The organism is Haemophilus sp. HMSC068C11 (genome assembly GCF_001815355.1).
GTDB lineage: Bacteria > Pseudomonadota > Gammaproteobacteria > Enterobacterales > Pasteurellaceae > Haemophilus_D.
On the sequence record NZ_KV820361.1, the window covers coordinates 109,875 to 133,715 of the forward strand.

The following is a 23,841-nucleotide window of genomic DNA, read 5'->3' on the forward strand; positions in this document are numbered from 1 at the left end:
TTTGTTTGAACTAACTTTGTTTCCATACTGGAAGTTGAATCGTGACGGCAAGTCCACCTAAATTACTGGATTCCGCCCATACTTTTCCATTGTGTTCATTCACTACATTATAGACAATTGTTAAACCTAGTCCTGTTCCGCCAGTGGCCCGTGTTCTGGTTTCATCAACTCGATAGAATGGTTTAAAGATTTTATCAAATTCTTCTGGTGGTAATCCCAAGCCATTATCATCTACTCGAATTTGCAGACAATTATCATCCTGTTCATTTTTATGTAAATCAATGGTTAAGAAAATACGATCTTTCGTGTATTTCAAGGCATTTCGAATGATATTTTCAATCGCACTGGTGAGCAAACTTAGGTTGCCATAAATCATATGTTTTTCAGGATGTAAAATAGAAATATTGATATCGCAGGTAATATGGCGCTGCTCAGCTTCAAATAAGGCATCTTTTATCACATCATCCCAAAGCTGATTGATAGGGAATAAATTATGCTCCATTTGAGAATGCGTTTGTTGACGAGAAATGAGTAACAACTCGCTAATCATTTTGTCCATTCGTTGGATTTCTTTTTCAATACGTTTGACGGGTTCAATATCACCTGTTTGATGACGAACTAGCGCAGTGGAAAGCTGTAAACGCGTTAATGGTGTTTTTAATTCATGTGAGATGGATGAAAGTAGATTGTGTTGGTTTGAAATTAGATTATCAATCGCAATCGACATTTTGTTAAAACTTTGACCGACTTCTCGCAATTCTGATGGGCCATGATTCGCTAACTCATTATCAACTTTGAAGTGCCCCAAAGCCACGCTATTAGCGGCTTTTTGCAAATTGGTAATCGGTTTGACGATGGTATGAGTGAACCACCAAAGCAAAGGAGTCGTGATAATTAACGTTAAGAGCAGCAAGATCCAAGGGTGATCAAGCATATAACGTAAGATTTCTTGTTGGCCATTTGCTCGAGACACAAAGAATAATTCGGATGCTTGGTCGGAATCACCAATATAGACTTTAAAAGGTCCTGCAATTTGAATATCTTTAAACGTTTTGCGTTGTGGCTGGGCGAAGTTACTTGATTCTTGGGCGAACTGAGCAATATGTATTCTTTCTTCGCCTAAAGCGCCGAAGATTTCTTTTTCAGGCGTCATGATGACAGGGCGAGCAGAGTCGAATTTATCGGTTGGAAGCACAGGAACGCCAGCGAGGATACCATTGATTCTATTGTTACGAATCGATTCGACGAGTTTCTTTTGATAGCTCGATATTTCATTTTGATTTAAATCTGAGTATAAGCGGCTATCAAAATAAGGGAGGGCAACCAAAAGCGCGGTCATGGCAAAGAATGCCAACCAAAAGACAGTGAATGTGCGTATAGTGAGCTGATTTAAGCTGAATTTCTTAATAAGCATTATTCACAAACCAATAAATAACCACGACCACGTAGCGTTTTCAGCCATGGTAAGCCATTGTCTCTTTCTGGAAGTTTTTTGCGCAAGTTTGACATATGCATATCAATCGAGCGATCGAAAGGAGAAAGGTGTTTGCCAAGCACATTCATACTTAATTCTTCACGCGAGACAATTTGTCCAGGGCGAAGCACAAGTTTATGAAGTAGGGCAAATTCAGAGCCGGTTAGACCGAGATCTTGGCCTTTATAAGAGGCTTGTTGAAGACCAGAATGAAGGACTAAACCACAAAATTCCAATGTATTCTCTTCTGATGGAAGTGCGGTCGAATTTTGAGAACTTTCTGATGGGCTAACGCGACGCAAAATAGCTTTAATGCGGGCAACCAACTCACGATCATTAAATGGTTTTGGTAAATAATCATCGGCACCAAGTTCTAAGCCCAGCACACGATCGATTTCTTCACCACGCGCAGTAAGCATCATTACAGGGACGTTTGATGTTTGACGAATTTTCTTGAGTGTTTCAATGCCATTTAATACAGGCATCATGACATCCAATAAGACTAATTGGTGGCTTGAATTTAACTTGTCTAATGCTTCTTGACCATTATTCGCGACTTCGACTTCAAAACCAGTCAATCGTAAAACTTCTGCAAGTAAATCTGTTAGTTCAATATCATCATCAACTAATAGAATTTTTGACATTTTTATTCCCTTGTAATATAACGAACCTGCTTGATATGGCAAGCAGGTGTTATTTTTTTAATGATTACCAGAATTTCCACCAGCTTTTCTTACCTGCATTTTCAGGTGTGCTAATAATAGTATTATTTTCATCTTGTTTTGCCACTTCAGGTAATGGCTTATCTAATTCAGCACTGCTTACTAGACCGTTTTGATCGAATTTCACCGTAAATGTGTGCTGTTCAGGTTTTTGGTAAGAGTGTTGTTGTAAGAACACGTAATACCAAGTTAGGTTACTATAAGGATCGATTAAAACCGGTGTGCCAAGCAAATATTGTACTTGTTGAGCTGTCATGCCCGGTTTAACTTGTGCCACAGTCGCTGCTTCTAAGTAGTTACCTTGTGGAACATCAATACGATAAACAACTTTTTGCACCGTTGAACAAGAAGTTAAACTTAATGCTAAAACAACTGCACCTAAAAATGTTCTTAATTGCATATTTTTTACCTTTTACTGCAAAATTATGTCGAATGATACCGAAACTTTATGATCTTGCCAAATTAATTATCGCACTTTAATGCTTTTTGAAGTTGATCTTTCAGATTTGGTGGTATCCCTTTGATTGTTAAAGTATCTGTAAGTGGATCCCATTCAATACGGTTATTCAATAAATCCGCATCAAAACTTAATGTCACACCTTTACCAGAACCCGAAAATTTCGTTAATGTTTTTAAGGCTGAACGTACTGGCGGAATCGTTTCTTCCAAGCCGTAATCTTGATCTTCTGTAAAGGTGACAAAAGGGCGCTCGTTTAGAGTCGGCAAATTGGCTGAAAGTTCAGTTAAGGCAATTTCATCACCGCTTGCTAATTGCCCTTTGCAGTACTCAAATACCTGCTTTTTCACGGCTTGGGTTTGTTCTTTGTTCAATTCACCTTGTTCACAGTAGTCACTGACTGCTTGTAATAGGCATTGGTTTTGAACTTGCGGATTTAAACCTTCTTCTGCACCTAAGAAATCCATAAAGAAGTCACTAATTTTACGACCAACACGACCTTTAATGAAGGTGAGATAGCGGTTTGAGTTTGCATTCACTTGCAAATCAGTTAAGTTAATTCGCGCAGCAATATCAAATTGTGTAATATCTAAGTATTCCGTACGACGAATTTCAAGATTTTCGTCAACTAACATGCTGATACGACTATCTAATAGTGCAATGAATAGGTAATCCGTCGCTAAAAAGTTATATTGGCATAGGATAAGTGTACCGCTGTCTGCAAAATTATATTTGCCCAATTCTTGCGCTAATAATTTTGTGGATTGTTGGCTGAAATTTAAAAAGTTGATTTCATTTTCTAATAAACGATTCAGATCTTGTGCAAAGATGGAATTCTCTTGGAAGACACCAAATGCTTTGCCTTTATTTTGATAACCTTGATGTAATTGCAACATCATTTGTTCAACTTCTGGCGTAATGGTGAGAAGTTCATCACGCAACACGCTTTCCATGGTAGTGGTTTCATTTTCAGCGTGCTTAACTAATTGATGTAGCACGATTTGATTAACCGTAATGCTCATAATTTTTTCCTTCGTAAAATTTACCTTAAATTATAACCGCACTTTTTAAGCAAGAAAAAAGAAATTATTCAGATTGGACAAATTATCGGGTATGATATGAGAAGTTTTTTGCATTTAGAACAGGCTTAAATATTCCAAATGGCTCAACATTCAAAGTATTCAGATGGGCAAGTTAATGCCATCATTAATGACATGATTAGCGTGCTTGAAACTCACAAAGCACCCGTTGATCTTTCTCTTATCGCTTTAGGCAATATGGCCAGTAATTTATTGACCACTAGCGTGCCAGCCGCACAGCGTGAAGCTTTAGCTCAAGCCTTTGCCAACTCTCTAATGAATTCGGTAAAAATAAAATAAAATGTTTTGGTTTAAAAAGAGCAAATTCAACGGACGTGAATACCGTGAAGAAACCTCACGAAAAATTTCGTGGGGACATTGGTTTGCTTTTTTTAACATTATCATCGCAATTCTTATTGGCAGTCGTTATGCCTTTCTCATTGACTGGCCAGATACCTTACTCGGCAAAATTTATTTCTTTATCAGCTTATTAGGCCATTTCAGTTTTTGTGTTTTTGCCCTGTATTTGCTGGTTATTTTTCCGCTGAGCTTTATCATCAAAAATCACCGCACTTTCCGTGGATTAACGGTAATTATTGCCACGATTTGTACTACTTTATTACTGTTTGATACGGAAGTTTTTAATCGCTTTAATATCCACCTTTCTTCTATTGTTTGGAATTTGTTAGTGAACCCTGAAAAGGGCGATCTCTCACGGGATTGGCAAATTTTCTTTGCGCCAATGCCGATTATTTTGCTAATCCAAATGCTTTTCTCCCGTTGGAGTTGGGAAAAATTACGTAGCTTAGAACGTCAGAAATGGCTGAAGAAAGTTGGATTAGTGCTGACTTCCACGTTTGTCGCGACACACTTAATTTACGCTTGGGCGGATGCATTTTTATATCGTCCGATTACTATGCAGCGTTCAAACTTCCCACTTTCTTATCCAATGACCGCAAGAACCTTTTTGGAAAAACAAGGATTTATTAATGCGGAAACATATTCTCAGCGTTTAGAGCAAGAAGGGCGTTTGGATGCATTAAAAATTGATTATCCGAAAAAAGATCTTCAGTTTGAGCAAGTTGAAAACAAACCAAATATTCTCGTGATTACCGTTTCAGGCTTACGTTATGATGCGCTAACGAGCGAGAAAATGCCTAAATTGTTTGAGTTTGCCACAAGTTCTACTCAATTTACGAATCATTACAGCAGCGGCAATACGAACAATGCCGGCTTAGTAGGCTTATTCTATGGATTGAATGCGAATTATACGGACAGTATTTTGAGTAATCACACACCGTCGGTATTAATTAAAAAGCTACAAGACGAGAAATATCAATTTGTTGCTTATTCGTCTACGGCATTTAAAGACAGCTTATTTAAACAAGCCTTGTTCCGTAATGTGAAATTACCTAAAGTGAAAGCCTCTTCGCCAAAAGAAGCGATAAATAGCGTTTTATCTCTCTTAAAAGAGGATAAACCTTGGTTTGCTTATGTGGATTTAGATATTGCGGATCTAACGGAAGAAAATTACACCAAATCCCTTGCGGAGATTGATCAACAAATTGATGACACTTTAGCATCAGTTTCCTTAGATAATACGATTGTTATTATTACGGCAGAGCATGGTAAAACGTTTAATAAACTGGATGAAAAAGCACAAGAAAACTATTTCGGTCGTGATGAAATCCAAGTGCCGTTTATTGTTTACTGGAAAGATTTACCGGTGCAAGAAGTCTCTAAATTAACGAGTCATACTGATTTGTTACCGGCATTGATGTCATCAATCTTTAAAGTGAAAAATCCAGTTTCGGATTATGCACAAGGTCGCAATTTATTTGAGCTTAATGGCGATCCTTGGGCGTTGGCATCGAATTTCCGTTGGAATGTCATTATTCAGCCGGATGGCACACAGTATCATATTGATCGCAAAGGAAACTATAAGAAATTTGACCGCACTTATACTGAGCAATCTTCTAGCCGCCCACCGCTCGGCTTATTCTTAGAGGTTTTCAAACAAGAGCGTTCTTTTATCAATAAATAGATAGCTTTTTTGTGCTTAAAATTTTATACTTTGCACCCAGTTGAAAGACTGAAAAGATGTTATTAATTAAAATCTGCGAATTTTTCATAACATTGTAAACAATTCACAATAGCTCAGATCCTTTATTGGGTTTGCTTTTCAATTAATACACTTCTCGTCTCTCTTTTCCTTTCTTTTTTGGCGGAGTTATTATGAGAAATCACGTTCGTAGCTTTAAAACGTTTATTCGAGACGAAATTATTAAAAAAGGTGGCTGGGTTAATGCCCATGCTCACGCAGATCGTGCTTTTACAATGACACCCGAAAAAATTGGCATTTACCACAACAGTAATCTTCAACAAAAATGGGATTTAGTGGACGAAGTTAAACGCACATCCAGTGTTGATGATTATTACGCTCGTTTCTGTCAATCGATTGAGTTGATGATTTCCCAAGGGGTGACGGCATTTGGTACTTTTGTGGATATTGACCCGATTTGTGAAGACAGAGCCATCATTGCTGCACACAAAGCTCGCGAAGTCTATAAGCATGACATTATTTTGAAATTCGCAAATCAGACCTTAAAAGGGGTCATTGAGCCAGAAGCTCGCAAATGGTTTGATATTGGCTCTGATATGGTCGATATGATTGGTGGCTTGCCTTATCGTGATGAGCTTGATTATGGTCGCGGCCTTGAAGCAATGGACATTCTGCTTGATACTGCTAAATCTCGCGGAATTATGTGTCATGTGCATGTGGATCAATTCAACTCTCCGAAAGAAAAAGAAACTGAGCAGCTTTGTGACAAAACCATCGAACATGGTATGGAAGGTCGAGTCGTGGCAATCCATGGTATTTCCATTGGTGCACATAGCAAAGAATACCGCTATAAACTTTATGAGAAAATGCGTCAGGCAAAAATGATGATGATTGCTTGTCCAATGGCGTGGATTGATAGTAATCGCAAAGAAGATTTAATGCCTTTCCATAATGCACTGACACCGGCAGATGAAATGATTCCAGAGGGAATTACCGTGGCATTAGGTACGGATAATATCTGTGATTACATGGTACCACTTTGCGAAGGGGATTTGTGGCAAGAGCTAAGTTTGCTTGCTGCAGGCTGTCGTTTCCCACATCTTGATGCAATGGTTGATATTGCGAGTATCAACGGACGTAAAGTGTTAGGTTTAGAGCCAGTTTAATCCAAAAGTTAGATAGAAGTGCGGTCATAAAACGAAACGTTTTGTGGCCGTTTTTATTTATAAGATAAAACAGAACTAATGCTAATTTGACTGATTTTAAAACGGACTTTAAGAAAAGTGGTGGGCGATACCGGTCTCGAACCAGTGACCCCCTCCTTGTAAGGGAGGTGCTCTCCCAACTGAGCTAATCGCCCACATAAGAAAAGCGTTTAAATAATGGGAAAGTTTGAGCGGAAAGAACACTTTAGAAAAGTGGTGGGCGATACCGGTCTCGAACCAGTGACCCCCTCCTTGTAAGGGAGGTGCTCTCCCAACTGAGCTAATCGCCCTTAATGTTGTGGATTGGCATTATAAGTATAATGAGATTTCAGTCAATATATTTTTATGAAAAAGCGTCTAGTTGTTGCAAAAATAGGCATAAAATCAGATTTTTTATTTAGAAGTCACGCAAGTCGTAGTAAAATAAAGGTAATTTTTGTAAATGAATAGGTTATTAAGAAAATGAAAATTGATCCTCCTTTTGAATTAGATCCGAATGTCAAAGTACGTACGCGTTTTGCCCCAAGCCCGACAGGTTATTTGCACGTGGGCGGTGCACGTACAGCCCTTTATTCTTGGTTATTTGCAAAACATAACAACGGTGAATTTGTATTACGTATTGAAGATACCGATTTAGAGCGTTCTACACCGGAAGCAACAGCGGCAATCATTGAAGGGATGGAGTGGTTAAACCTTGCTTGGGAGCATGGTCCTTATTATCAAACCAAACGCTTTGATCGTTACAATCAAGTGATTGATGAAATGATTGAACAAGGCTTGGCTTATCGTTGCTATTGCTCTAAAGAGCGCCTTGAAGAATTACGTCATACACAAGAGCAAAACAAAGAAAAACCACGTTATGACCGTCATTGTTTACATGATCACAATCATGCAGCCGATGAGCCACATGTTGTGCGTTTTAAAAATCCAACAGAAGGTTCAGTCGTATTTGATGATGCGGTGCGTGGTCGCATTGAAATCAGCAACAGTGAATTAGATGATTTAATTATTCGTCGTACCGATGGTTCACCAACCTACAACTTCTGTGTGGTAGTGGATGACTGGGATATGGGCATTACTCATGTTGTGCGTGGTGAAGACCATATTAACAACACCCCGCGTCAAATTAATATCTTAAAAGCGTTAGGCGCACCAATTCCAGTATATGCGCACGTTTCCATGATTAATGGTGATGATGGCCAAAAACTCTCAAAACGTCATGGTGCGGTAAGTGTGATGCAATATCGTGATGACGGTTATTTACCAGAAGCCTTAATCAATTATCTTGTTCGTTTAGGTTGGGGCCATGGTGACCAAGAGATCTTTACACGTGAAGAAATGATTAAATTCTTCGAATTAGATCACGTGAGTAAATCTGCAAGTGCATTTAACACAGAAAAATTATTGTGGTTAAATCACCACTATATTCGTGAATTACCACCTGAATATGTGGCAAAACACCTTGCATGGCACTATAAAGATCAAGGTATTGATACATCAAATGGCCCAGCATTAACTGAAATCGTGACGATGCTTGCAGAACGTTGTAAAACCTTAAAAGAAATGGCATCAGCAAGCCGTTATTTCTTCGAAGAGTTTGAAAGTTTTGATGAAGCAGCGGTGAAGAAACACTTTAAAGTAGCGGCGATTGAACCACTTGAAAAAGTAAAAGAAAAATTGACCGCACTTTCTAGCTGGGATTTACATTCTACGCATGAAGCGATTGAACAAACCGCGGCTGAATTAGAAGTGGGTATGGGTAAAGTCGGGATGCCATTACGCGTAGCTGTAACAGGCTCAGGTCAATCACCTTCTATGGATGTGACATTAGTGGGTATCGGTCGTGAACGTGTGTTAGCGCGTATCCAACGTGCCATTGATTTTATTAAATCTCAAAACGCTTAATATTTAGGCTGATAAGCGAGATTTGATTATTTCAATATTGACAGTTTATCAGCCGAAATTTATCATAGCTTGCGTTATTTGGGGATATAGCTCAGTTGGGAGAGCGCTTGAATGGCATTCAAGAGGTCGTCGGTTCGATCCCGATTATCTCCACCAAATTTAAAACCTTGAAACTTAAAGTGAGTTTCAAGGTTTTTTCTTTATGGCAAATCTACATTTCTTTTAGGTAATTTAAGCCTAATCCATTCATTTGTCGCATAATCCAACTTTGTTTTTTACGAACTAACGCACTAGGCTTATTCACTTTATAGATGATAGGGTTTGGTAAAACCGCTGCGAGTAATGCCGCTTCTGATTGAGTTAAATTCTTCGCTGATTTTTTGAAGTAATAGCGACTAGCCGCTTCTACACCAAAGATGCCATTACCAAATTCTGCGATGTTCAAATACACTTCTAAAATGCGTTCTTTGGACCAAAAGATTTCCATTAATGCCGTTGTGGGAACTTCTAATCCTTTGCGAAACCAACTTTGTCCATGCCAGAGAACGAGGTTTTTTGCTGTTTGTTGAGAAATCGTTGAAGCGCCTCGGGTTCGGCGAGATTTTTCATTAAATTTAAAGGCCTTTTGAATCGCCTCAAAATCAAAGCCCCAGTGGTTGGGAAATTTTTGATCTTCAGCGGCAATCACCGCAAGCTGCATATTTGGTGAGATTTCATCAAGGCTCACCCAATCGTATTTGATTGAATAGCTGAAATCCAACTGTAATAAGTGCCCGATTTTTTGCTGTGCCATATAGGCAGAGAAGGGAACAGGGATAAAGCGGAAGCAAATGAAAAATGCCAGGATTGCGAGAGAAAAACACCACGCAACCCGCTGCCAATTTTTTTTCCACCAAGATGGGCGAAAAAGATGTAAAAGTGCGGTCAGAATTCGCTTAGTTTTTTGCAGCTTGCTCATCGAGTTGGCTTTTCACCCAGTTTATAAAATCTGGATCCATTGTTTTGAGCATATTAGAACCACGAGTAATGGTTGCCGCACTGGTATTGAGATTTTGTTGAATCTCTCGTTGTGAGAGATTTTTATCCAATAACTGCGCCACGATTTGTAAACGTAAACCCACTGCATCACGCTCATCTGGCGTGAGCAGAAGCGTTAATAAATCTTGTGCTTTCCCTTGTTCAAACGCGGCTTGCAAGGTCGCGAGGAAAGCATTCCATTGTTCTAAATTGCGACTAATATACATATCAACAATCCTATACTATTAAACTAGTGCGACTAGTATAGCCGATCGTATTCCTCTTTGCTAAAGGTTTGTAATTTTTCTTTGTCTTGTAGGTGTTGATAGTAAAAATCGTAAGTTAATACGTTTTGAACATAACCTCGCGTTTCAAAGAACGGAATAGAGGCAATAAATTCATCCATAGCCAATTTGCCATTGGCTCTCGAAAGCCATTTTTCTACACGGCTTGCTCCCGCATTATAGGCAGAGGCGATCAAAATACGATTATTTGGATATTTAGCATTTAGTTCATTTAAGTGAGCTGTACCGAGTAAAATATTATTAAGCGGTTTGAATAGATCTGATTCGCCGTTATAAGGAAGCTGTTGATTTTCTGCTGTTTTTTGCGCAGTACTTGGTAATAGCTGCATTAATCCTCGAGCATTTGCGGAAGATTGTGCCATTGGATTCCAAGCACTTTCTTGGCGCGCAATGGCCATGGCGAAGGTTTTGGTAACACGATTATCCACAATGGCTTGAGGTTCTGTTACGCTGAGGTTCACATTGCTGAGGGCAATATCAAAATATTGACTGTAAGCATTTGGTAAGCGTAAGTCGATATAATCCCAAGCTTTTGCAATAATCGAGCCATCTACGCCCAATTCAAACCAATTTTGTTCATTCGCATATTGGCTTAACGCAAGTTGTTTCTCTTGCGGTAATTTTTCCAATAGAGAACGCCAGCGTTGTTTGGCTGCACCTAATCGATCTAATTGGCGTAGTTCTGCAATCTCAGCTAATTCAGTTGCATATTTCTCTTGGATATTGGACTCTTGAGGAATTTTAGGCATTTCCAGTTTATAGGAATGGCCTAATTTGACCGCAGCCAACATTGGATAAAAACCACGTTCTTTCGATAAAGCTTCTAAGTGTTGTTTTGCCTCTTTATCGGATGCTTGAGCGGTTGTTTTAGCCATCCAATAACGCCATTCTTGTTTTTGTTTTGCTTCATCTGAAAGTGCATTTAACCAGGCGAGTAAATCCGTTTTTTGCCAAATAGCTGTACGTAAACGACGCTCAATGAGATTATCGGCATTAAGTTTGAGAAGTTCCTGATCGCGCCATTGGGCAAAATTAGGGCTTTCATTATCAAAGAAACGGCTAATAAAGGCGATTTTCCAATCACGTAATTCCGTTTCATTTAATTGCCAATTTTTCGCCCATTGTTCGTAAAGGGTAAACGTTGGCTCATTCATATTTTCCGGAATCGTCCGCAAATAACGACCAAAGCCTTGTAATACAGCAAATTTGTTGATAATGCTATTTGTATTGTTATCAATTAATGGTGATGCATCCGCAAGTGTTTTTAAGTTTGCCGGATTTTTTAAGAGATCCTGATAAAGTGCTAAATTAGTGACCACTTGCTCATCTTCTTTAGCATTCTCAATTTTTTCTAACTCTTTAGCGAGTATTTCTAATCCTTTCGCGTCATTTTTACTGAAGAGCATTTCCGCTTTTTGATATATTTTGTCTGGAGTACGTCCACCCTGTGAATACCATGCCGTCCAGAGTTGCGCATCATTAGGAAGTTCAGCATTATTGAGCCAAAGTTGTTCATATTCAGACAAAATAGCCGATTTATTCTTATCGTTTGATTGGTTTTCTGCTGTTTGATTGGTATTGGCTGCTTCTATTTGATATTTAGCCGTGAGCACGGCAATTTGTGTTTCCAAATTATTTGGCGTGAGTTTAGCGAGCGCTTGAGTATCTTCAGCATTGGTGAATAACGTAAAAATGCTTTGTTCTAATTTTCCGCGTAGAAAATGAGAGGCATGCTGCTGAATAAATTGTTCAATGTTTGTTCGTAATGCATTTACTTCTTCACGAGGCGTATCGCGATTAACGGTTTTTACACGCGCATCTAAATAAGCCGCCATAGCATCAGCTTGCAATGGATAGCCTTTTAAAGAATCAATAAGCCCAAGAAATAATTTGGCATTATTAGAAACATGATTATTTTTGACCGCACTTTTTAGAAGCGATTCTAGTTGCAGAAAAGTCGCGCGTTGTTCAATCAGCTTTAATTCATGCGCGTGCTGTTGTTGTGCCCATTTGGCTTGTTCTTCTGCAAGGTTAGTTTGTGGCACCGTTTCATTTTTGCTTTTATGGGCATGCTGATTAGCCAAAGCTGAGCCTGAAAGTGCGGTTAAAATTAATAACGAAATTGTCGTGTGTTTAAGTGCTCGCATAGGAGATTCCATATAAAGAGAAAGACGGATATTTAGATCCGTCTTTGAGTGTAGAGTTCGTTTTATTTAGAAAACTTTTTTGAAAGGCTTCACAATCACATCACCGTAAACGCCAGCTTCAACATAAGGATCTTGTGCCGCCCAGTCTTTTGCTGCAGACAGGCTTTCGAATTGAGCAATCACAGTCGAGCCTGTAAAGCCAGCTTCACCTGGATTTTCATCATCAATGGCCGGATTAGGACCTGCGGTTAATAAACGACCTTCTTCTTGTAATTGTTTTAAACGAGCAAGATGTTGTTCACGTACAGCAAGACGTTTTTCTAAGGTGCCGGGAATGTCTTGGGCAAAAATTACATAGTACATAGCTTCTCCTATTAGCAACTTAAGTGCAATTCTTCAATCGTTTTTAAGGCTTGTTCTAATTCATGGTTGCCTTCACGTGGGATGCTGCGAGATTTTCCGTCAGCATCCACTGCAACGAAGGTAAATACCGCATCGGTGACACAATAGCGTTCACCAATGGGTTCGCTAGAGACTTTTTTTACCCAGACTTCTACTTTAATTTTAATAGAAGAACGACCCACTTTAAGACATTGTCCGTAGCAGCAAACCACATCCCCTACCGAGATAGGCTTAATGAAGTTCATACTTTCTACGGCAACGGTGACCACACGGCCATGAGCGATTTCTTTCGCTAGAATCGCTCCGCCCATATCCATTTGTGACATAATCCAACCACCGAAAATATCGCCATTGGCGTTGGTATCTGAAGGCATTGCTAAGGTACGTAATAATAATACGCCTTTAGATTGACGACCTTCTTTATCAGTAAGATTTGAAACCATTATTTTTCCCCATCATTTTTTTGATCATCTTTAGGTAAGTAACGGTAAATATAAGCACCGCTGACGATTGTTGCAACAAAGGTCATACCAAGTAAACCAAAAGATTTGAAATCAACCCAAGCATCTTCAGACATATTTTGGCTGATATAAATATTTACAAGCATACACAGAATGAAAAATCCTGCCCAGCCTAAATTCAATTTGTTCCACACATTATCCGGTAATTGGATTTCTTTGCCTAATAACTTTTTCACCAGTGGCGTATTGAATTGGAATTGTGCAACCAATAAAACAATGGCAAATAAGGCATTAATAATCGTGACTTTCCATTGTAGGTATTTGATTTCATTGAAATAGGCAGTGAGCAAACCAAAAAAGACGACAGCAATTGCCATGATTTTTTGTTGTTTCTCAATCATGCCATATTTCAGTTTTAGTACAACCATCTGAATGATGGTCGCGATAACTAAGACAATCGCCGCCTCACGCACACCAAACATTTTGTAGGTGATGAAAAAGAGAACAAGCGGAATAAATTCAAGAAGTTGTTTCATATTAAGCCTTCATAAATAAGCTGTAAAAACGGTAAGTAAATACCAAAATAAATATTTGAAATAATGCTACCAAAATACCAAAAATCACACTTAGAAATGATGTACCTAGGATTGCACCAACGCTATTCACTAATAAAGGTAGAAGTAAATAAGTGATCAAAGCATAAATAATCAATATGCCATTACGTTTAACACCCGCACGCCACACTTGTAAAGCACTTTGTCCTATAGATTGATTGGATGCAATGTAATGCACAGGCGATAAGCATAGGCGAACAAAGAAAAATAAACCAAATACCATTGAAACAAAGGCTAGGGGAGAGAGCGCATTTTGGCTTAAAGGAGAGAGCTCATCTTTGCTTAAAAATGAGCTCATAACATCAGCAAGGCCAAATAAAAGTGGCAAACTCATAAAAATATCTAAAACGACCACACCTAAAAAACGACGCAATGTCAGCATGAGACCTTGATTAATCGGATTTTCATTTTGTTGACTAATATGATGAATAGTTGCAATACCGAAGGTTGCAATAAAAGACATTAACAATTGTTGGAATAAAAAAGATCCAATCAGCACAGTTGGCTCCACTTTGCTCAATGCATCAATAATATCCTGTTGTGATGGATTAGGATTATCACCCAAACTCGGCATTGGGACACTGACTAGTGCATTAATCAATTGTGAGATGACGAAAATACCAATGAAAATCAGCACGGTTTTTCGCTGATTACGCATAAAGTTGAGGCTATCTTGAAAAATCTGAGTAAAATTAATTTGCATACTATATCCCACAATAATAAAACCCCGATTATACAGGGTTTATTGTTTTTTTCATAAAATCAGGTTATTTAATGGTGATTTCATTTACCATTTTCAAGAGAGAATATCGTTTTATTCATAAGCATAGCCATTAGGCGGTAGCAACTTACCATCTAAATAAGCTTGATTTTCAATCAGTTTTAATCGCTCTTCAATAAACCATTTAATCACTAAAGGATAAATATTATATTCCTGTTCACGCGTACGAAGTTCAATTTCCTCGACGGTATCACCAGGGAAAATAGGCACTTTAGCTTGTAACACAATGGCACCACCATCGATCTCTTCATTGACAAAATGCACAGTTGTACCGTGTTCGCTGTCGCCATTCTTAAGTGCTCTTTGATAAGTATGTAACCCAGGATATTTTGGCAGAAGGGAAGGATGAATATTTAAAATTTTCCCAGTAAAACGTTGTGTGAATGGCTTGGTTAAGATTTTCATGTAACCGGCTAACACAATGAGATCAATATTGAGAGCGTCTAAATAATCCCCTATAGCCTTATCCATAGCGGGATTGGAACTAAAATCTTGGTGCAAAAAAACTCGGCTAGGAATGCCCGCACTTTCAGCGCGTTCTAAGCCAAATGAATCAATTTTATTACTGATGACAGTCACGACCTTTCCTGGAATAAACCCAGTTTGACAAGCCTCAATTATCGCTTGAAGATTTGATCCTTGCCCTGAAATCAGGACGGCAATTTTTTTCATATTATTCTACATAAAAGAAGGGCGAACCTTTCATTCTGAAATTTTCGCCCTGAAATGGAAAAGAGAAATTATTTAATAATGACTTGTGGTTCGTTATCTGTCGCATTTTCAATATGACCGATTAACCAGACATTTTCACCGGATTGTTTTAAAATCGCTAAAGCAGTTTCCACTTGCGATTGTGGTAATGCAATCACCATACCAACGCCACAGTTAAATGTACGGTACATTTCATAGGTTTCAATGTTGCCTTTTTCTTGTAACCATTTGAATACGGGTTGCCATTCCCAACTGCTTTCATCAATAACCGCTTTTGTATTTTTCGGTAATACACGAGGGATATTTTCCCAGAAACCGCCACCCGTTAAGTGTGCGATAGCATGGACTTCCGTTTGTTTGATTAAAGCGAGAACAGATTTTACATAGATTTTTGTCGGTGCAAGCACTTGTTCACTTAATGGATGACCATCTAATTGCTCAGTGGCTGGGTTGACGCCAGCAACATCAATGACTTTACGAATTAAAGAATAACCATTTGAATGCGGGCCACTTGAACCTAGTGCAATTAAAGCATCTCCTACTTTAACTTGGCTACCATCAATGATTTCTGATTTTTCGACGACACCCACACAGAAACCTGCTAGGTCATAATCGCCAGCGTGGTACATACCCGGCATTTCAGCGGTTTCACCACCCACTAATGCACAACCCGATTGTACACAGCCTTCTGCAATGCCTTTTACCACATCAGAGGCAACATCCACATCAAGTTTTCCTGTCGCATAGTAGTCTAAGAAGAATAATGGTTCGGCGCCTTGAACCACTAAATCGTTAACACACATCGCAACCAAATCAATACCAATGGTATCGTGTTTTTTTAAGTCAATGGCTAAACGTAGTTTTGTTCCTACACCGTCTGTACCTGAAACGAGGATCGGTTCTTTATATTTGCCCGGAATAGCACATAATGCGCCAAACCCACCTAATCCCCCGATGACTTCAGGACGAGTAGTTCGTTTCACGTGTGGTTTAATACGTTCAACTAATTCATTACCGGCATTAATATCCACGCCTGCATCTTTATAACTTAATGATGGTTTGCTCACAATGTTATCCTATATTTTTAGGTTAAATGATAAAACGGCGTGATTGTATCAGATTAAGCAAACGTTTGCGATAGTGATTTAATTGGGTTTTAACTAAAAAAATAACCGCACTTTATTTTAAAGGATAAAGTGCGGTCAATTTCTAAAAAGTTTTTAGCGATTCGCTAATTCAAAAATCATCGCTTCAGCTTGGCAGCTAAATGTAAAACGCGCCGTTAAATTGGCGCCATTTTCAGTTTCTGTGATTTCACTTTTAATCTCGCAAGGATCGCTTTCTGTTTTGCGAGCTTTTTCAATGAAACGATTAAGTGCAGCTTCAGCTTCAGCTTTATTCGCATAGGTTTGATGAATATCAACAGAACAATCTGAACCGTCAATAATCGTACCCACATCAACACAACTACAAGTGAGAGATTCTTCTGCTTTGCATGTTACTGTCATAGGATTTCCTTATTTAAAATTAAGATTGGTTATATTCTAGCATTTTTAAAACGCTCTGCCAAAGTAGCCACATTTTTTTAATTTAAATATCATTTATTTATAACTGGTCGGAACACTTTAAAATTAATCTAAAATAATTTGCACTCCATTTATTGGAGTTTTAGAATCTCGCGGCTTTTTTCATTATTATTAATAACAAAAGGTTCCAAATGAGAAAATTTAATAAAACGCTATTAGCAATGACCATATTGTTAGCAGCAAGCGGTGCAAATGCAGCCGCATTCCAATTAGCAGAAGTTTCTACATCAGGTCTTGGTCGTGCTTATGCTGGTGAAGCAGCAATTGCTGATAATGCTTCAGTGGTTGCAACTAACCCTGCATTAATGAGCTTATTCAAAACCAATCAATTCTCTGTGGGTGGCGTTTATGTAGATTCTAAAATTCACATGAGTGGTCCAGTTACAGTTAATGCGCTAGGTCGTACTGTTGCTGTAGGTTCTGCAGATCATAATAGTGTTGTTCCTGGCTCATTGATTCCGAATATGTATTTTGTAGCACCAATTAATGACAAATTTGCCATTGGTGGTGGTATGAATGTGAATTTTGGATTAAAAAGTGAATATGAATCAGATTACAACGCGGGAGTATTCGGCGGTAAAACTGATTTAAGTGCGATTAACTTAAATTTAAGCGGTTCATATCGTGTCTCTCAAGGTTTAACTGCTGGTGTGGGTTTAAATGCAGTTTATGCAAAAGCAGAAATTGAGCGTCGTGCAGGTATTTTAAGTGATGCAGTGAAAAATGCTGCGCCATTAGTTCCTGCATTAGTGAAAGCTGGACGAATTTCACCAAACGCGGCCGCTTCTTTAGCAAAATTACAAGGTGTGAATAAAGAAACTGTATTAACCCACTTACAGGATAAAAATGCATGGGGTTTTGGTTGGAATGCTGGTTTAATGTATGAGTTCAACGAAAATAACCGTGTTGGTTTAGCCTATCACTCAAAAGTTGATATTGACTTTGAAGATGATAGTGCTGTGAGTGCAGGTCGTACTATTCGTGGTCAAGGCCCTGCTGCAGGTGGGTTAACATTACACTTACCAGATTATTTAGAATTATCAGGTTTCCACCAAGTCACAGATAATTTGGCATTACACTACAGCTACAAATTTACACACTGGAGCCGTTTCAAAGAGTTACACGCAACCTTTAATGACGGTGAGCTTGCTTTCCACAAAGATGAAAAATATCGTAGCAATTCTCGTTATGCATTAGGTGCAACCTATAATGTAAATGATAAATTAACGCTTCGTGCCGGTATTGCTTATGATGAAGCTGCTGCACCAACAGAGCATGCAAGTGCATCTATTCCAGATACTGATCGTATGTGGTATAGCGTAGGGGCAACTTATAAATTTACCCCTAATCTTTCTATTGATGCGGGTTTTGCACACTTACGTGGAAAAAAAATTCACTTTACCGAAAGCCAATCAATTGGTGGCTTAGCGACAGTAACAGCGAATTATACCTCTAAAGCAAGTGCTAACCTTTACGGTTTAAACTTAAACTACAGTTTCTAATTTGTAAAAAATTTAGCATAATACGCAGCACACCGAATGTATGTTCGGTGTGCTTTTTTCTTATATGACTTTATAAAAAACGAGAGAAAAATGACCGCACTTTTTTATGCTTATATGGACTCACCAATTGGTCGGTTATTGATGCTTTCTGATGGTGAATATTTAACGAATTTAGATTGTGAATTAGAACAAACCACGCCGAATCCCAATTGGATTTTGAGAGAGAATTTACCGCTTTTTGAAAAAGTGCGGGGCGCTTTAACGCGTTATTTTAATGGCGAACTAGAAAGTTTCTCCGATATTCCTTTATCGCCTAAAGGTACCGCATTTCAACAAGCGATTTGGGCAGCATTGCGTCAAATTCCTTATGGTAAAATGGCGAGTTATGGTGGTTTAGCAGAAAGCATTAATAACCCTAAGGCGGTGCGAGCTGTTGGCGGTGCGGTAGGGAGTAATCCCATTAGTATTATCATTCCATGTCATCGTGTATTAGGGAAAAAATGTGAAATTACTGGTTTTGGTGGTGGATTGCCAGCAAAACGCTTTTTATTGAAACTAGAAAATATTCCTTACATCGACAAAGGCGTAGAATACGTTAAACCGAAATTATTGAAGAAATACCACGAATGATCCCACAAACCGAACAAGCCTTATTAGAAAAAGCGCAATCTATTGCGGGGTTAACCTTTGGCGAACTTGCAGATGAGTTAAATATTTCCGTTCCGCCTGATTTAAAACGCGATAAAGGTTGGGTTGGAATGTTGCTTGAAACCGCATTAGGAGCGACTGCTGGTAGTAAAGCAGAGCAGGACTTTTCCCATTTAGGCATCGAATTAAAAACCTTACCCATCAATGCCGAAGGTTTTCCGTTGGAAACCACGTTTGTGAGCCTTGCGCCCTTGGTTCAAAACTCAGGAGTAAATTGGGAAAATTCACACGTTCGTCATAAATTATCGACAGTTTTGTGGATTCCTATTGAAGGTAGTCGAGACATTCCTTTGCGTGAGCGCCATATTGGTCAGCCTATCTTATGGCGTCCTTCGACTGAACAAGAACATCAATTACGCCAAGATTGGGAAGAGTTGATGGATTATATTGTGCTCGGAAAGTTAGATCAGATTACGGCGCGTATTGGTGAAGTCATGCAACTGCGTCCAAAAGGCGCCAATAGTAAAGCCATTACGAAAGGCATTGGTAAAAATGGGGAAGTGATTGATACCTTGCCACTGGGCTTTTATTTACGGAAAGAATTTACGGCAGGCATTTTAAACGCTTTTCTTAATCATAAAAATGGGTGAATCATCACCCATTTTTTATTTCTCTTCATTTTGAAAAACACGGAAAAATCCCACCGCACTTTGTAAAGTCTCACCATAAAAAATGAGTGGAATGCGATTTCGTTGCCAAGGTGGAACGCCGAGCTCTTGCCAAATTTTTTTCATGGTTTCGGCAGGGCGATTATGCTGTCGTTTCACTTTGCCAGTATAAGCAAATCGTATTTGAATCGGTTCTTGTGTATCAGCAAGTTGAATCAGTTTGTCATTCCAATGCACTAAAATGCCTCTCGCATTGTGGGCTGCACAAATTGTTCCAAGATTATCGGGCAAGGTAATCTGTTGATTTAACGGCATATCAAGACAAGTTTGCGACAAATCAGTGAATGTTTCCGTTAAATAGAGACATTGTTGATAACGGCGAATAATATGTTCCCCAAGTTGAAATTGTGGGGAGGCATCCGCTTTAGCCTGAATAACATCATCAATAATATGCATTAATTGAATTTGCGTTGGCATGGCAATCTGATTTTTAGCCAACCACATTCGCAAAAGTGCGGTTTGTTTTGGCGATGAATAGTCTAGAAAGTTCAGGAGCGAAAACTGTTTTTGATCCTCAAGAAGATGCTGTTCAAAGCAATCTTGTAATAATTCATTAATCAGTTGTTGTTGCTCAAAACAATGTTGTGCGGCACGCTGAACTGTATGATCAAAATGCCCCCATCGCTGGCGTAATTCAGGCAAAATTTGGTTACGTAAGAAATTACGATCGTAATGATTATTTTGATTGCTTTCGTCTTCGACCCAAGACAGATTTTCTTGCTGAACGTAATCTTCTAATTCATTTCGGCTAAAAGAAAGGAGCGGGCGTAGAATAGGCATCCCGAATAATTGGCTTTCTTTTTGCATGGCACCTAAACCTTGTAATCCTGCGCCTCGTTTTAATGCGAGGAAAAAGGTTTCAGTTTGATCATTCAAATGATGTGCAGTAACCAGATATTCGTCAGGTTGAATATGTGTTGAAATAGCCTGATAACGGGCTTCTCTTGCGCCAGCCTCAATACCATCGTGCATTTCCACTTTGACTTTTTCAATAATAAGTGGAATCGCAAATTGTTCACAGAGTTGTTGGCAATGAGCTGTCCAAGCATCCGCATTCGGGCTTAATCCGTGATGGATATGGATAGCTCGCAGGCTTAAGTGCGGTCGTTTTTCACTGAGTTTTTTAACTAAAGAAAGCAGTGCAGTGGAATCCAAACCACCGCTAAAAGCGATGAGAAGCTTATTGGCGGTGGTTGGAATTTGTGCTTGGAATAATGAAAAAAGATCCATTAGGCAACTTTAACAGCTTTGTAGTTTGTACTTGGATTTAAGATTTCAAAACGTGCAGCAATCGGTTGGAGTTCGTAAGATTTCAAATCAAACGTAGTTTTCATTACACCCGCAACGGCATTATTCATTTTTTCAAAAGCTTCAACATCATTGCCACAGTTTAAGTAATGCGCCAAGAAAGTCCCCGCAATTAAATCACCCACACCAACAGGTTCAAAGTTAAATTTATAAAGCGGACGACTTAAATGCCATACACCTTCAGGTGTCGCCATAATAATTTCAAAGGTATCAGGATCATTTAATTTACCTGCTTTACCTAAGTGTTTGACCAACACTTTTTTCACACCTTTAGCCACTAATGCATTGGCGGCTTTGAGCACATCGTCAAAGGTGTTTATAGGGAAGTCAGAAAGTGTACGAAGTTCGGAAAGATTTGGGGTCATGATGTCCGCACGTGGAATGGCTTTTTCAATTAAGCGTTCACGTACACCATCCGCTACTACGCAGACTTTTTCGGCATTTGGCATCACTGGATCGCACAAGTAAAGTGCATTTGGGTTACGAGCTTTGATTTTCTCTAAAGCATAGATAATTTGATCAACTTGTTCCGCTGAACCTAAATAGCCAGAAAGTAACGCATCACATTCTTGCAGTTTCCCAATCGCATCTAAACCGTTAGCAATTTCACCAATTTGTTCTTGAGGGATCACCATGCCTGTCCATTTGCCATATTGAGTATGGTTAGAGAATTGCACGGTATTGAGTGCCCATACATCTACACCTAAGAGCTGCATTGGGAAGGTCGCAGATTTATTGCCAGCGAAGCCATAAACCACGTGAGATTGGATTGCTAATACGTTTTTCATTTTGAGTTCTCCTTTTATATTATTTTAGGCATTGATGCTGTTTCTTGCATCCATGCAACATTTTTTCAAAACACAAAAAAGAGCGGTTAAACTAACCGCTCTTTTTCTATTTTATTAACAATAACCGTAAGACATTAAACGTTCATAACGTCTTTCTAATAAGCCATCTTTGTCGAAGGTATCGAGTTCGTTTAGTTCTTCAACAAGGCATTGTTTTAAATTACGTGCCATTTCATGATAATTACGATGTGCACCACCTAATGGCTCTTGAACGATATTATCAATTAAACCCAACTCTTTTAAACGAGTTGCGGTTAAGCCCATGACTTCTGCTGCGGTTGACGCTTTTTCTGCGCTTTTCCATAAGATAGAAGCACAGCCTTCTGGTGAAATAACGGAATAAGTTGAATATTGCAACATATTCACTTTATCTCCCACACCAATGGCTAATGCACCACCGGAACCGCCTTCACCGATTACCGTACAGATAATAGGTACTTTTAAGGTAGACATTTCACGTAAGTTACGAGCAATCGCTTCAGATTGACCACGTTCTTCCGCACCGATACCCGGGTAAGCCCCTGGCGTGTCGATAAAGGTAATAATAGGTAAGTTGAAACGCTCAGCCATTTGCATTAAACGTAGCGCTTTACGATAACCTTCAGGTGCTGGCATACCAAAGTTACGTGTTACTTTATCTTTTACTGTACGACCTTTTTGGTGACCGATAATCATTACCGCGCGACCATCTAAACGAGCAAGACCACCTACGATTGCTTTATCATCTGCAAAGGCACGATCGCCTGCAAGTTCTTGGAAATCAGTAAAAATATGTTCGATATAATCAAGCGTGTATGGACGATTTGGGTGACGTGCCATACGAGAAACCTGCCATGCATCAAGATTTGCAAAGGTTTTTTTGGTTAATTCATCGCTTTTCTTTTGTAAGCGTTTAATTTCATCGTGTAAATCAATTTTGTCATCAGATGCTGAACGTAGCGCTTCAATTTTGGCTTCAAGTTCAGCAATAGGTAATTCAAAATCTAAATATTCTTGGCTCATTTCTTATCCTAAAATATCGTCAAAAGTTGCCCGCACTTTATCAAGATTTAAGGTGCGGTGCAAATGGTTTTCACTGGTTGGAGCGGATTATAAATATTCCTTTTTTAGTAATGATAACAAAAACAAAAATGCGGAACAAATCACGACAGAAGGACCTGCCGCTGTATCATAAAAGGCAGAAAGGAATAACCCGCCAATGACGGAAAGCATACTGATTAAAATCGCAATAAATACCATTTGTTCAGGCGTTTTAGCAAAACGTCTAGCTGTTGCGGCAGGAATAATTAAGAGCGATGTAATAATCAGGGCTCCGACAAACTTCATACTTAATGCAATTGTCAGTGCGGTCAAAATCATTAAGATAAATCGCATTTTTTTAATGTTAATGCCTTCTACTTGGGCAAGTTCAGGCGAAACGGTGGTGGAGAGTAAGGCTTGCCAGAAGTAAAGCAGTGTGCCTAATACAATGATTACGCCAGCACCAATATAAGGTAAATCGTTAAAATTAATGGCGAGTAAATCCCCAAAAAGATAACTCATTAAATCGACTCGGACATTTTTAAGTAAGCCAACCGTAACCACACCAAGGGAAAGACAACTGTGTGCGATAATGCCTAAAAGGGTATCCACTGAAAATTGCGTGTTACTTTCGAGCCAAACCATTAATACGGCAAGAATAATCGTCAAAATTACAATGGCAACATAAGGATTAATTTGTAGGAAAATCCCTAACGCCACACCAAGCAAGGCCGAGTGGGAAAGGGTATCACCAAAATAAGCCATTTTACGCCACACCACAAAAGCACCCAGTGGTGCGGTAATTAAGGAAAGCAGTAAGCCCGTAAGCAAGGCGGGAAATAAAATCTCAAACATGATT

At 39.0% G+C, this 23,841-nt stretch carries 25 protein-coding genes and 3 tRNA genes; 8 read left to right on the forward strand and 20 right to left on the reverse strand.

All coding sequences use genetic code 11. The features are described from left to right. Positions 1 to 10 precede the first annotated feature (10 nt). The 4 genes from cpxA to yejK all read right to left on the reverse strand — a co-directional run bounded on the left by cpxA (position 11) and on the right by yejK (position 3,675). A complete protein-coding gene (cpxA, locus tag HMPREF3020_RS04295; RefSeq protein ID WP_070775669.1) occupies positions 11 to 1,414 on the reverse strand; it encodes an envelope stress sensor histidine kinase CpxA in 1,404 nt (467 codons plus the stop codon). Continuing rightward, complete coding sequence (locus tag HMPREF3020_RS04300) at positions 1,414 to 2,118, reverse strand: response regulator (RefSeq protein WP_070775670.1); 705 nt, start codon at positions 2,116 to 2,118, stop codon at positions 1,414 to 1,416. The genes cpxA and HMPREF3020_RS04300 overlap by 1 nt, the downstream gene beginning before the upstream one ends. A 64-nt stretch (positions 2,119 to 2,182) precedes the next feature. Further along, positions 2,183 to 2,596 carry an outer membrane protein assembly factor BamE gene (gene bamE, locus HMPREF3020_RS04305; protein ID WP_049365683.1) on the reverse strand — a complete coding sequence of 138 codons (414 nt, stop codon included), beginning with the start codon at positions 2,594 to 2,596 and terminating at the stop codon, positions 2,183 to 2,185. A 62-nt stretch (positions 2,597 to 2,658) separates the two neighbouring features. After that, positions 2,659 to 3,675, reverse strand: a complete 1,017-nt coding sequence (gene yejK, locus HMPREF3020_RS04310; protein WP_070775671.1) for a nucleoid-associated protein YejK — start codon at positions 3,673 to 3,675, stop codon at positions 2,659 to 2,661. 138 nt (positions 3,676 to 3,813) lie between these two features. Here yejK and HMPREF3020_RS04315 point away from each other — a divergent pair, with 138 nt between their 5' ends. From HMPREF3020_RS04315 to HMPREF3020_RS04325, 3 genes are all read left to right on the forward strand, one after another. Then, positions 3,814 to 4,032 (forward strand): YejL family protein, encoded by a 219-nt coding sequence (locus tag HMPREF3020_RS04315; protein WP_005698664.1) that lies wholly within the window; start codon positions 3,814 to 3,816, stop codon positions 4,030 to 4,032. A 1-nt stretch (position 4,033) separates the two neighbouring features. Beyond that, positions 4,034 to 5,776 carry a DUF3413 domain-containing protein gene (locus HMPREF3020_RS04320; RefSeq protein ID WP_070775672.1) on the forward strand — a complete coding sequence of 581 codons (1,743 nt, stop codon included), beginning with the start codon at positions 4,034 to 4,036 and terminating at the stop codon, positions 5,774 to 5,776. 191 nt (positions 5,777 to 5,967) lie between these two features. Beyond that, the gene (locus HMPREF3020_RS04325; protein ID WP_049383223.1) at positions 5,968 to 6,960 is read left to right on the forward strand and encodes an amidohydrolase family protein; all 993 of its coding nucleotides are present in this window, start codon (positions 5,968 to 5,970) and stop codon (positions 6,958 to 6,960) included. A gap of 118 nt (positions 6,961 to 7,078) precedes the next feature. On the opposite strand, the gene HMPREF3020_RS04330 is transcribed toward HMPREF3020_RS04325, so the two are convergent. Together HMPREF3020_RS04330 and HMPREF3020_RS04335 are read right to left on the reverse strand one after the other, a co-directional pair. Beyond that, positions 7,079 to 7,154: transfer RNA gene (locus HMPREF3020_RS04330), tRNA-Val, on the reverse strand. A gap of 59 nt (positions 7,155 to 7,213) precedes the next feature. Then, positions 7,214 to 7,289: transfer RNA gene (locus HMPREF3020_RS04335), tRNA-Val, on the reverse strand. A 172-nt stretch (positions 7,290 to 7,461) separates the two neighbouring features. On the opposite strand from HMPREF3020_RS04335, the gene gltX reads away from it, so the two are divergent. Continuing rightward, the gene (gltX, locus tag HMPREF3020_RS04340) at positions 7,462 to 8,904 is read left to right on the forward strand and encodes a glutamate--tRNA ligase (protein WP_070775673.1); all 1,443 of its coding nucleotides are present in this window, start codon (positions 7,462 to 7,464) and stop codon (positions 8,902 to 8,904) included. A gap of 80 nt (positions 8,905 to 8,984) precedes the next feature. Then, positions 8,985 to 9,060: transfer RNA gene (locus HMPREF3020_RS04345), tRNA-Ala, on the forward strand. A gap of 55 nt (positions 9,061 to 9,115) precedes the next feature. Here the strand turns inward: HMPREF3020_RS04345 and mtgA are convergent. From mtgA to HMPREF3020_RS04395, 10 genes are all read right to left on the reverse strand, one after another. Continuing rightward, positions 9,116 to 9,862 (reverse strand): monofunctional biosynthetic peptidoglycan transglycosylase, encoded by a 747-nt coding sequence (mtgA, locus tag HMPREF3020_RS04350; RefSeq protein ID WP_070775674.1) that lies wholly within the window; start codon positions 9,860 to 9,862, stop codon positions 9,116 to 9,118. Continuing rightward, positions 9,840 to 10,148 (reverse strand): trp operon repressor, encoded by a 309-nt coding sequence (gene trpR / locus HMPREF3020_RS04355; protein ID WP_065244193.1) that lies wholly within the window; start codon positions 10,146 to 10,148, stop codon positions 9,840 to 9,842. Before trpR ends, mtgA begins: the two co-directional genes overlap by 23 nt. A gap of 32 nt (positions 10,149 to 10,180) precedes the next feature. Then, positions 10,181 to 12,373 carry a transglycosylase SLT domain-containing protein gene (locus tag HMPREF3020_RS04360; protein ID WP_070775675.1) on the reverse strand — a complete coding sequence of 731 codons (2,193 nt, stop codon included), beginning with the start codon at positions 12,371 to 12,373 and terminating at the stop codon, positions 10,181 to 10,183. A 66-nt stretch (positions 12,374 to 12,439) separates the two neighbouring features. Then, on the reverse strand, positions 12,440 to 12,736 hold the full coding sequence (locus HMPREF3020_RS04365) for a YciI family protein (RefSeq protein ID WP_070775676.1): 297 nt from the start codon (positions 12,734 to 12,736) through the stop codon (positions 12,440 to 12,442). Positions 12,737 to 12,747: 11 nt separating this feature from the next. Next, the gene (gene yciA / locus HMPREF3020_RS04370; RefSeq protein ID WP_070775677.1) at positions 12,748 to 13,218 is read right to left on the reverse strand and encodes an acyl-CoA thioester hydrolase YciA; all 471 of its coding nucleotides are present in this window, start codon (positions 13,216 to 13,218) and stop codon (positions 12,748 to 12,750) included. Further along, the gene (locus tag HMPREF3020_RS04375; protein ID WP_014064871.1) at positions 13,218 to 13,772 is read right to left on the reverse strand and encodes a septation protein A; all 555 of its coding nucleotides are present in this window, start codon (positions 13,770 to 13,772) and stop codon (positions 13,218 to 13,220) included. Before HMPREF3020_RS04375 ends, yciA begins: the two co-directional genes overlap by 1 nt. A gap of 1 nt (position 13,773) precedes the next feature. Continuing rightward, positions 13,774 to 14,553, reverse strand: coding sequence for a beta-methylgalactoside transporter (locus HMPREF3020_RS04380; protein WP_070775678.1), 780 nt, complete (start codon positions 14,551 to 14,553; stop codon positions 13,774 to 13,776). Between the two features lie 111 nt (positions 14,554 to 14,664). Continuing rightward, entirely contained in the window at positions 14,665 to 15,303 is a 639-nt protein-coding gene (gene purN / locus HMPREF3020_RS04385; RefSeq protein WP_070775679.1) for a phosphoribosylglycinamide formyltransferase, read from the reverse strand. A 68-nt stretch (positions 15,304 to 15,371) separates the two neighbouring features. Beyond that, on the reverse strand, positions 15,372 to 16,409 hold the full coding sequence (gene purM, locus HMPREF3020_RS04390) for a phosphoribosylformylglycinamidine cyclo-ligase (protein WP_070775680.1): 1,038 nt from the start codon (positions 16,407 to 16,409) through the stop codon (positions 15,372 to 15,374). Between the two features lie 153 nt (positions 16,410 to 16,562). Next, the gene (locus tag HMPREF3020_RS04395; RefSeq protein WP_049369142.1) at positions 16,563 to 16,850 is read right to left on the reverse strand and encodes a YfcZ/YiiS family protein; all 288 of its coding nucleotides are present in this window, start codon (positions 16,848 to 16,850) and stop codon (positions 16,563 to 16,565) included. Positions 16,851 to 17,059: 209 nt separating this feature from the next. Between HMPREF3020_RS04395 and HMPREF3020_RS04400 the strand changes: the two genes are divergently transcribed. The 3 genes from HMPREF3020_RS04400 to mutH all read left to right on the forward strand — a co-directional run bounded on the left by HMPREF3020_RS04400 (position 17,060) and on the right by mutH (position 19,728). Continuing rightward, entirely contained in the window at positions 17,060 to 18,430 is a 1,371-nt protein-coding gene (locus HMPREF3020_RS04400; RefSeq protein ID WP_070775681.1) for a porin, read from the forward strand. Between the two features lie 90 nt (positions 18,431 to 18,520). Next, entirely contained in the window at positions 18,521 to 19,060 is a 540-nt protein-coding gene (locus HMPREF3020_RS04405; RefSeq protein WP_070775682.1) for a methylated-DNA--[protein]-cysteine S-methyltransferase, read from the forward strand. Beyond that, entirely contained in the window at positions 19,057 to 19,728 is a 672-nt protein-coding gene (gene mutH, locus HMPREF3020_RS04410; RefSeq protein ID WP_070775683.1) for a DNA mismatch repair endonuclease MutH, read from the forward strand. Before HMPREF3020_RS04405 ends, mutH begins: the two co-directional genes overlap by 4 nt. A gap of 15 nt (positions 19,729 to 19,743) precedes the next feature. Here the strand turns inward: mutH and tilS are convergent, their stop codons facing one another. The 4 genes from tilS to znuB form a co-directional block, all read right to left on the reverse strand. Further along, positions 19,744 to 21,036 carry a tRNA lysidine(34) synthetase TilS gene (gene tilS / locus HMPREF3020_RS04415; protein WP_070775684.1) on the reverse strand — a complete coding sequence of 431 codons (1,293 nt, stop codon included), beginning with the start codon at positions 21,034 to 21,036 and terminating at the stop codon, positions 19,744 to 19,746. Next, positions 21,036 to 21,902, reverse strand: a complete 867-nt coding sequence (pdxY, locus tag HMPREF3020_RS04420; protein ID WP_049369150.1) for a pyridoxal kinase — start codon at positions 21,900 to 21,902, stop codon at positions 21,036 to 21,038. The genes tilS and pdxY overlap by 1 nt, the downstream gene beginning before the upstream one ends. A 114-nt stretch (positions 21,903 to 22,016) precedes the next feature. Further along, positions 22,017 to 22,964: an acetyl-CoA carboxylase carboxyl transferase subunit alpha gene (accA, locus tag HMPREF3020_RS04425; protein WP_070775685.1), complete on the reverse strand. Its 948-nt coding sequence runs from the start codon at positions 22,962 to 22,964 to the stop codon at positions 22,017 to 22,019. Positions 22,965 to 23,051: 87 nt separating this feature from the next. Next, a complete protein-coding gene (gene znuB, locus HMPREF3020_RS04430; protein ID WP_070775686.1) occupies positions 23,052 to 23,837 on the reverse strand; it encodes a zinc ABC transporter permease subunit ZnuB in 786 nt (261 codons plus the stop codon). Between the last annotated feature and the right edge of the window lie 4 nt (positions 23,838 to 23,841).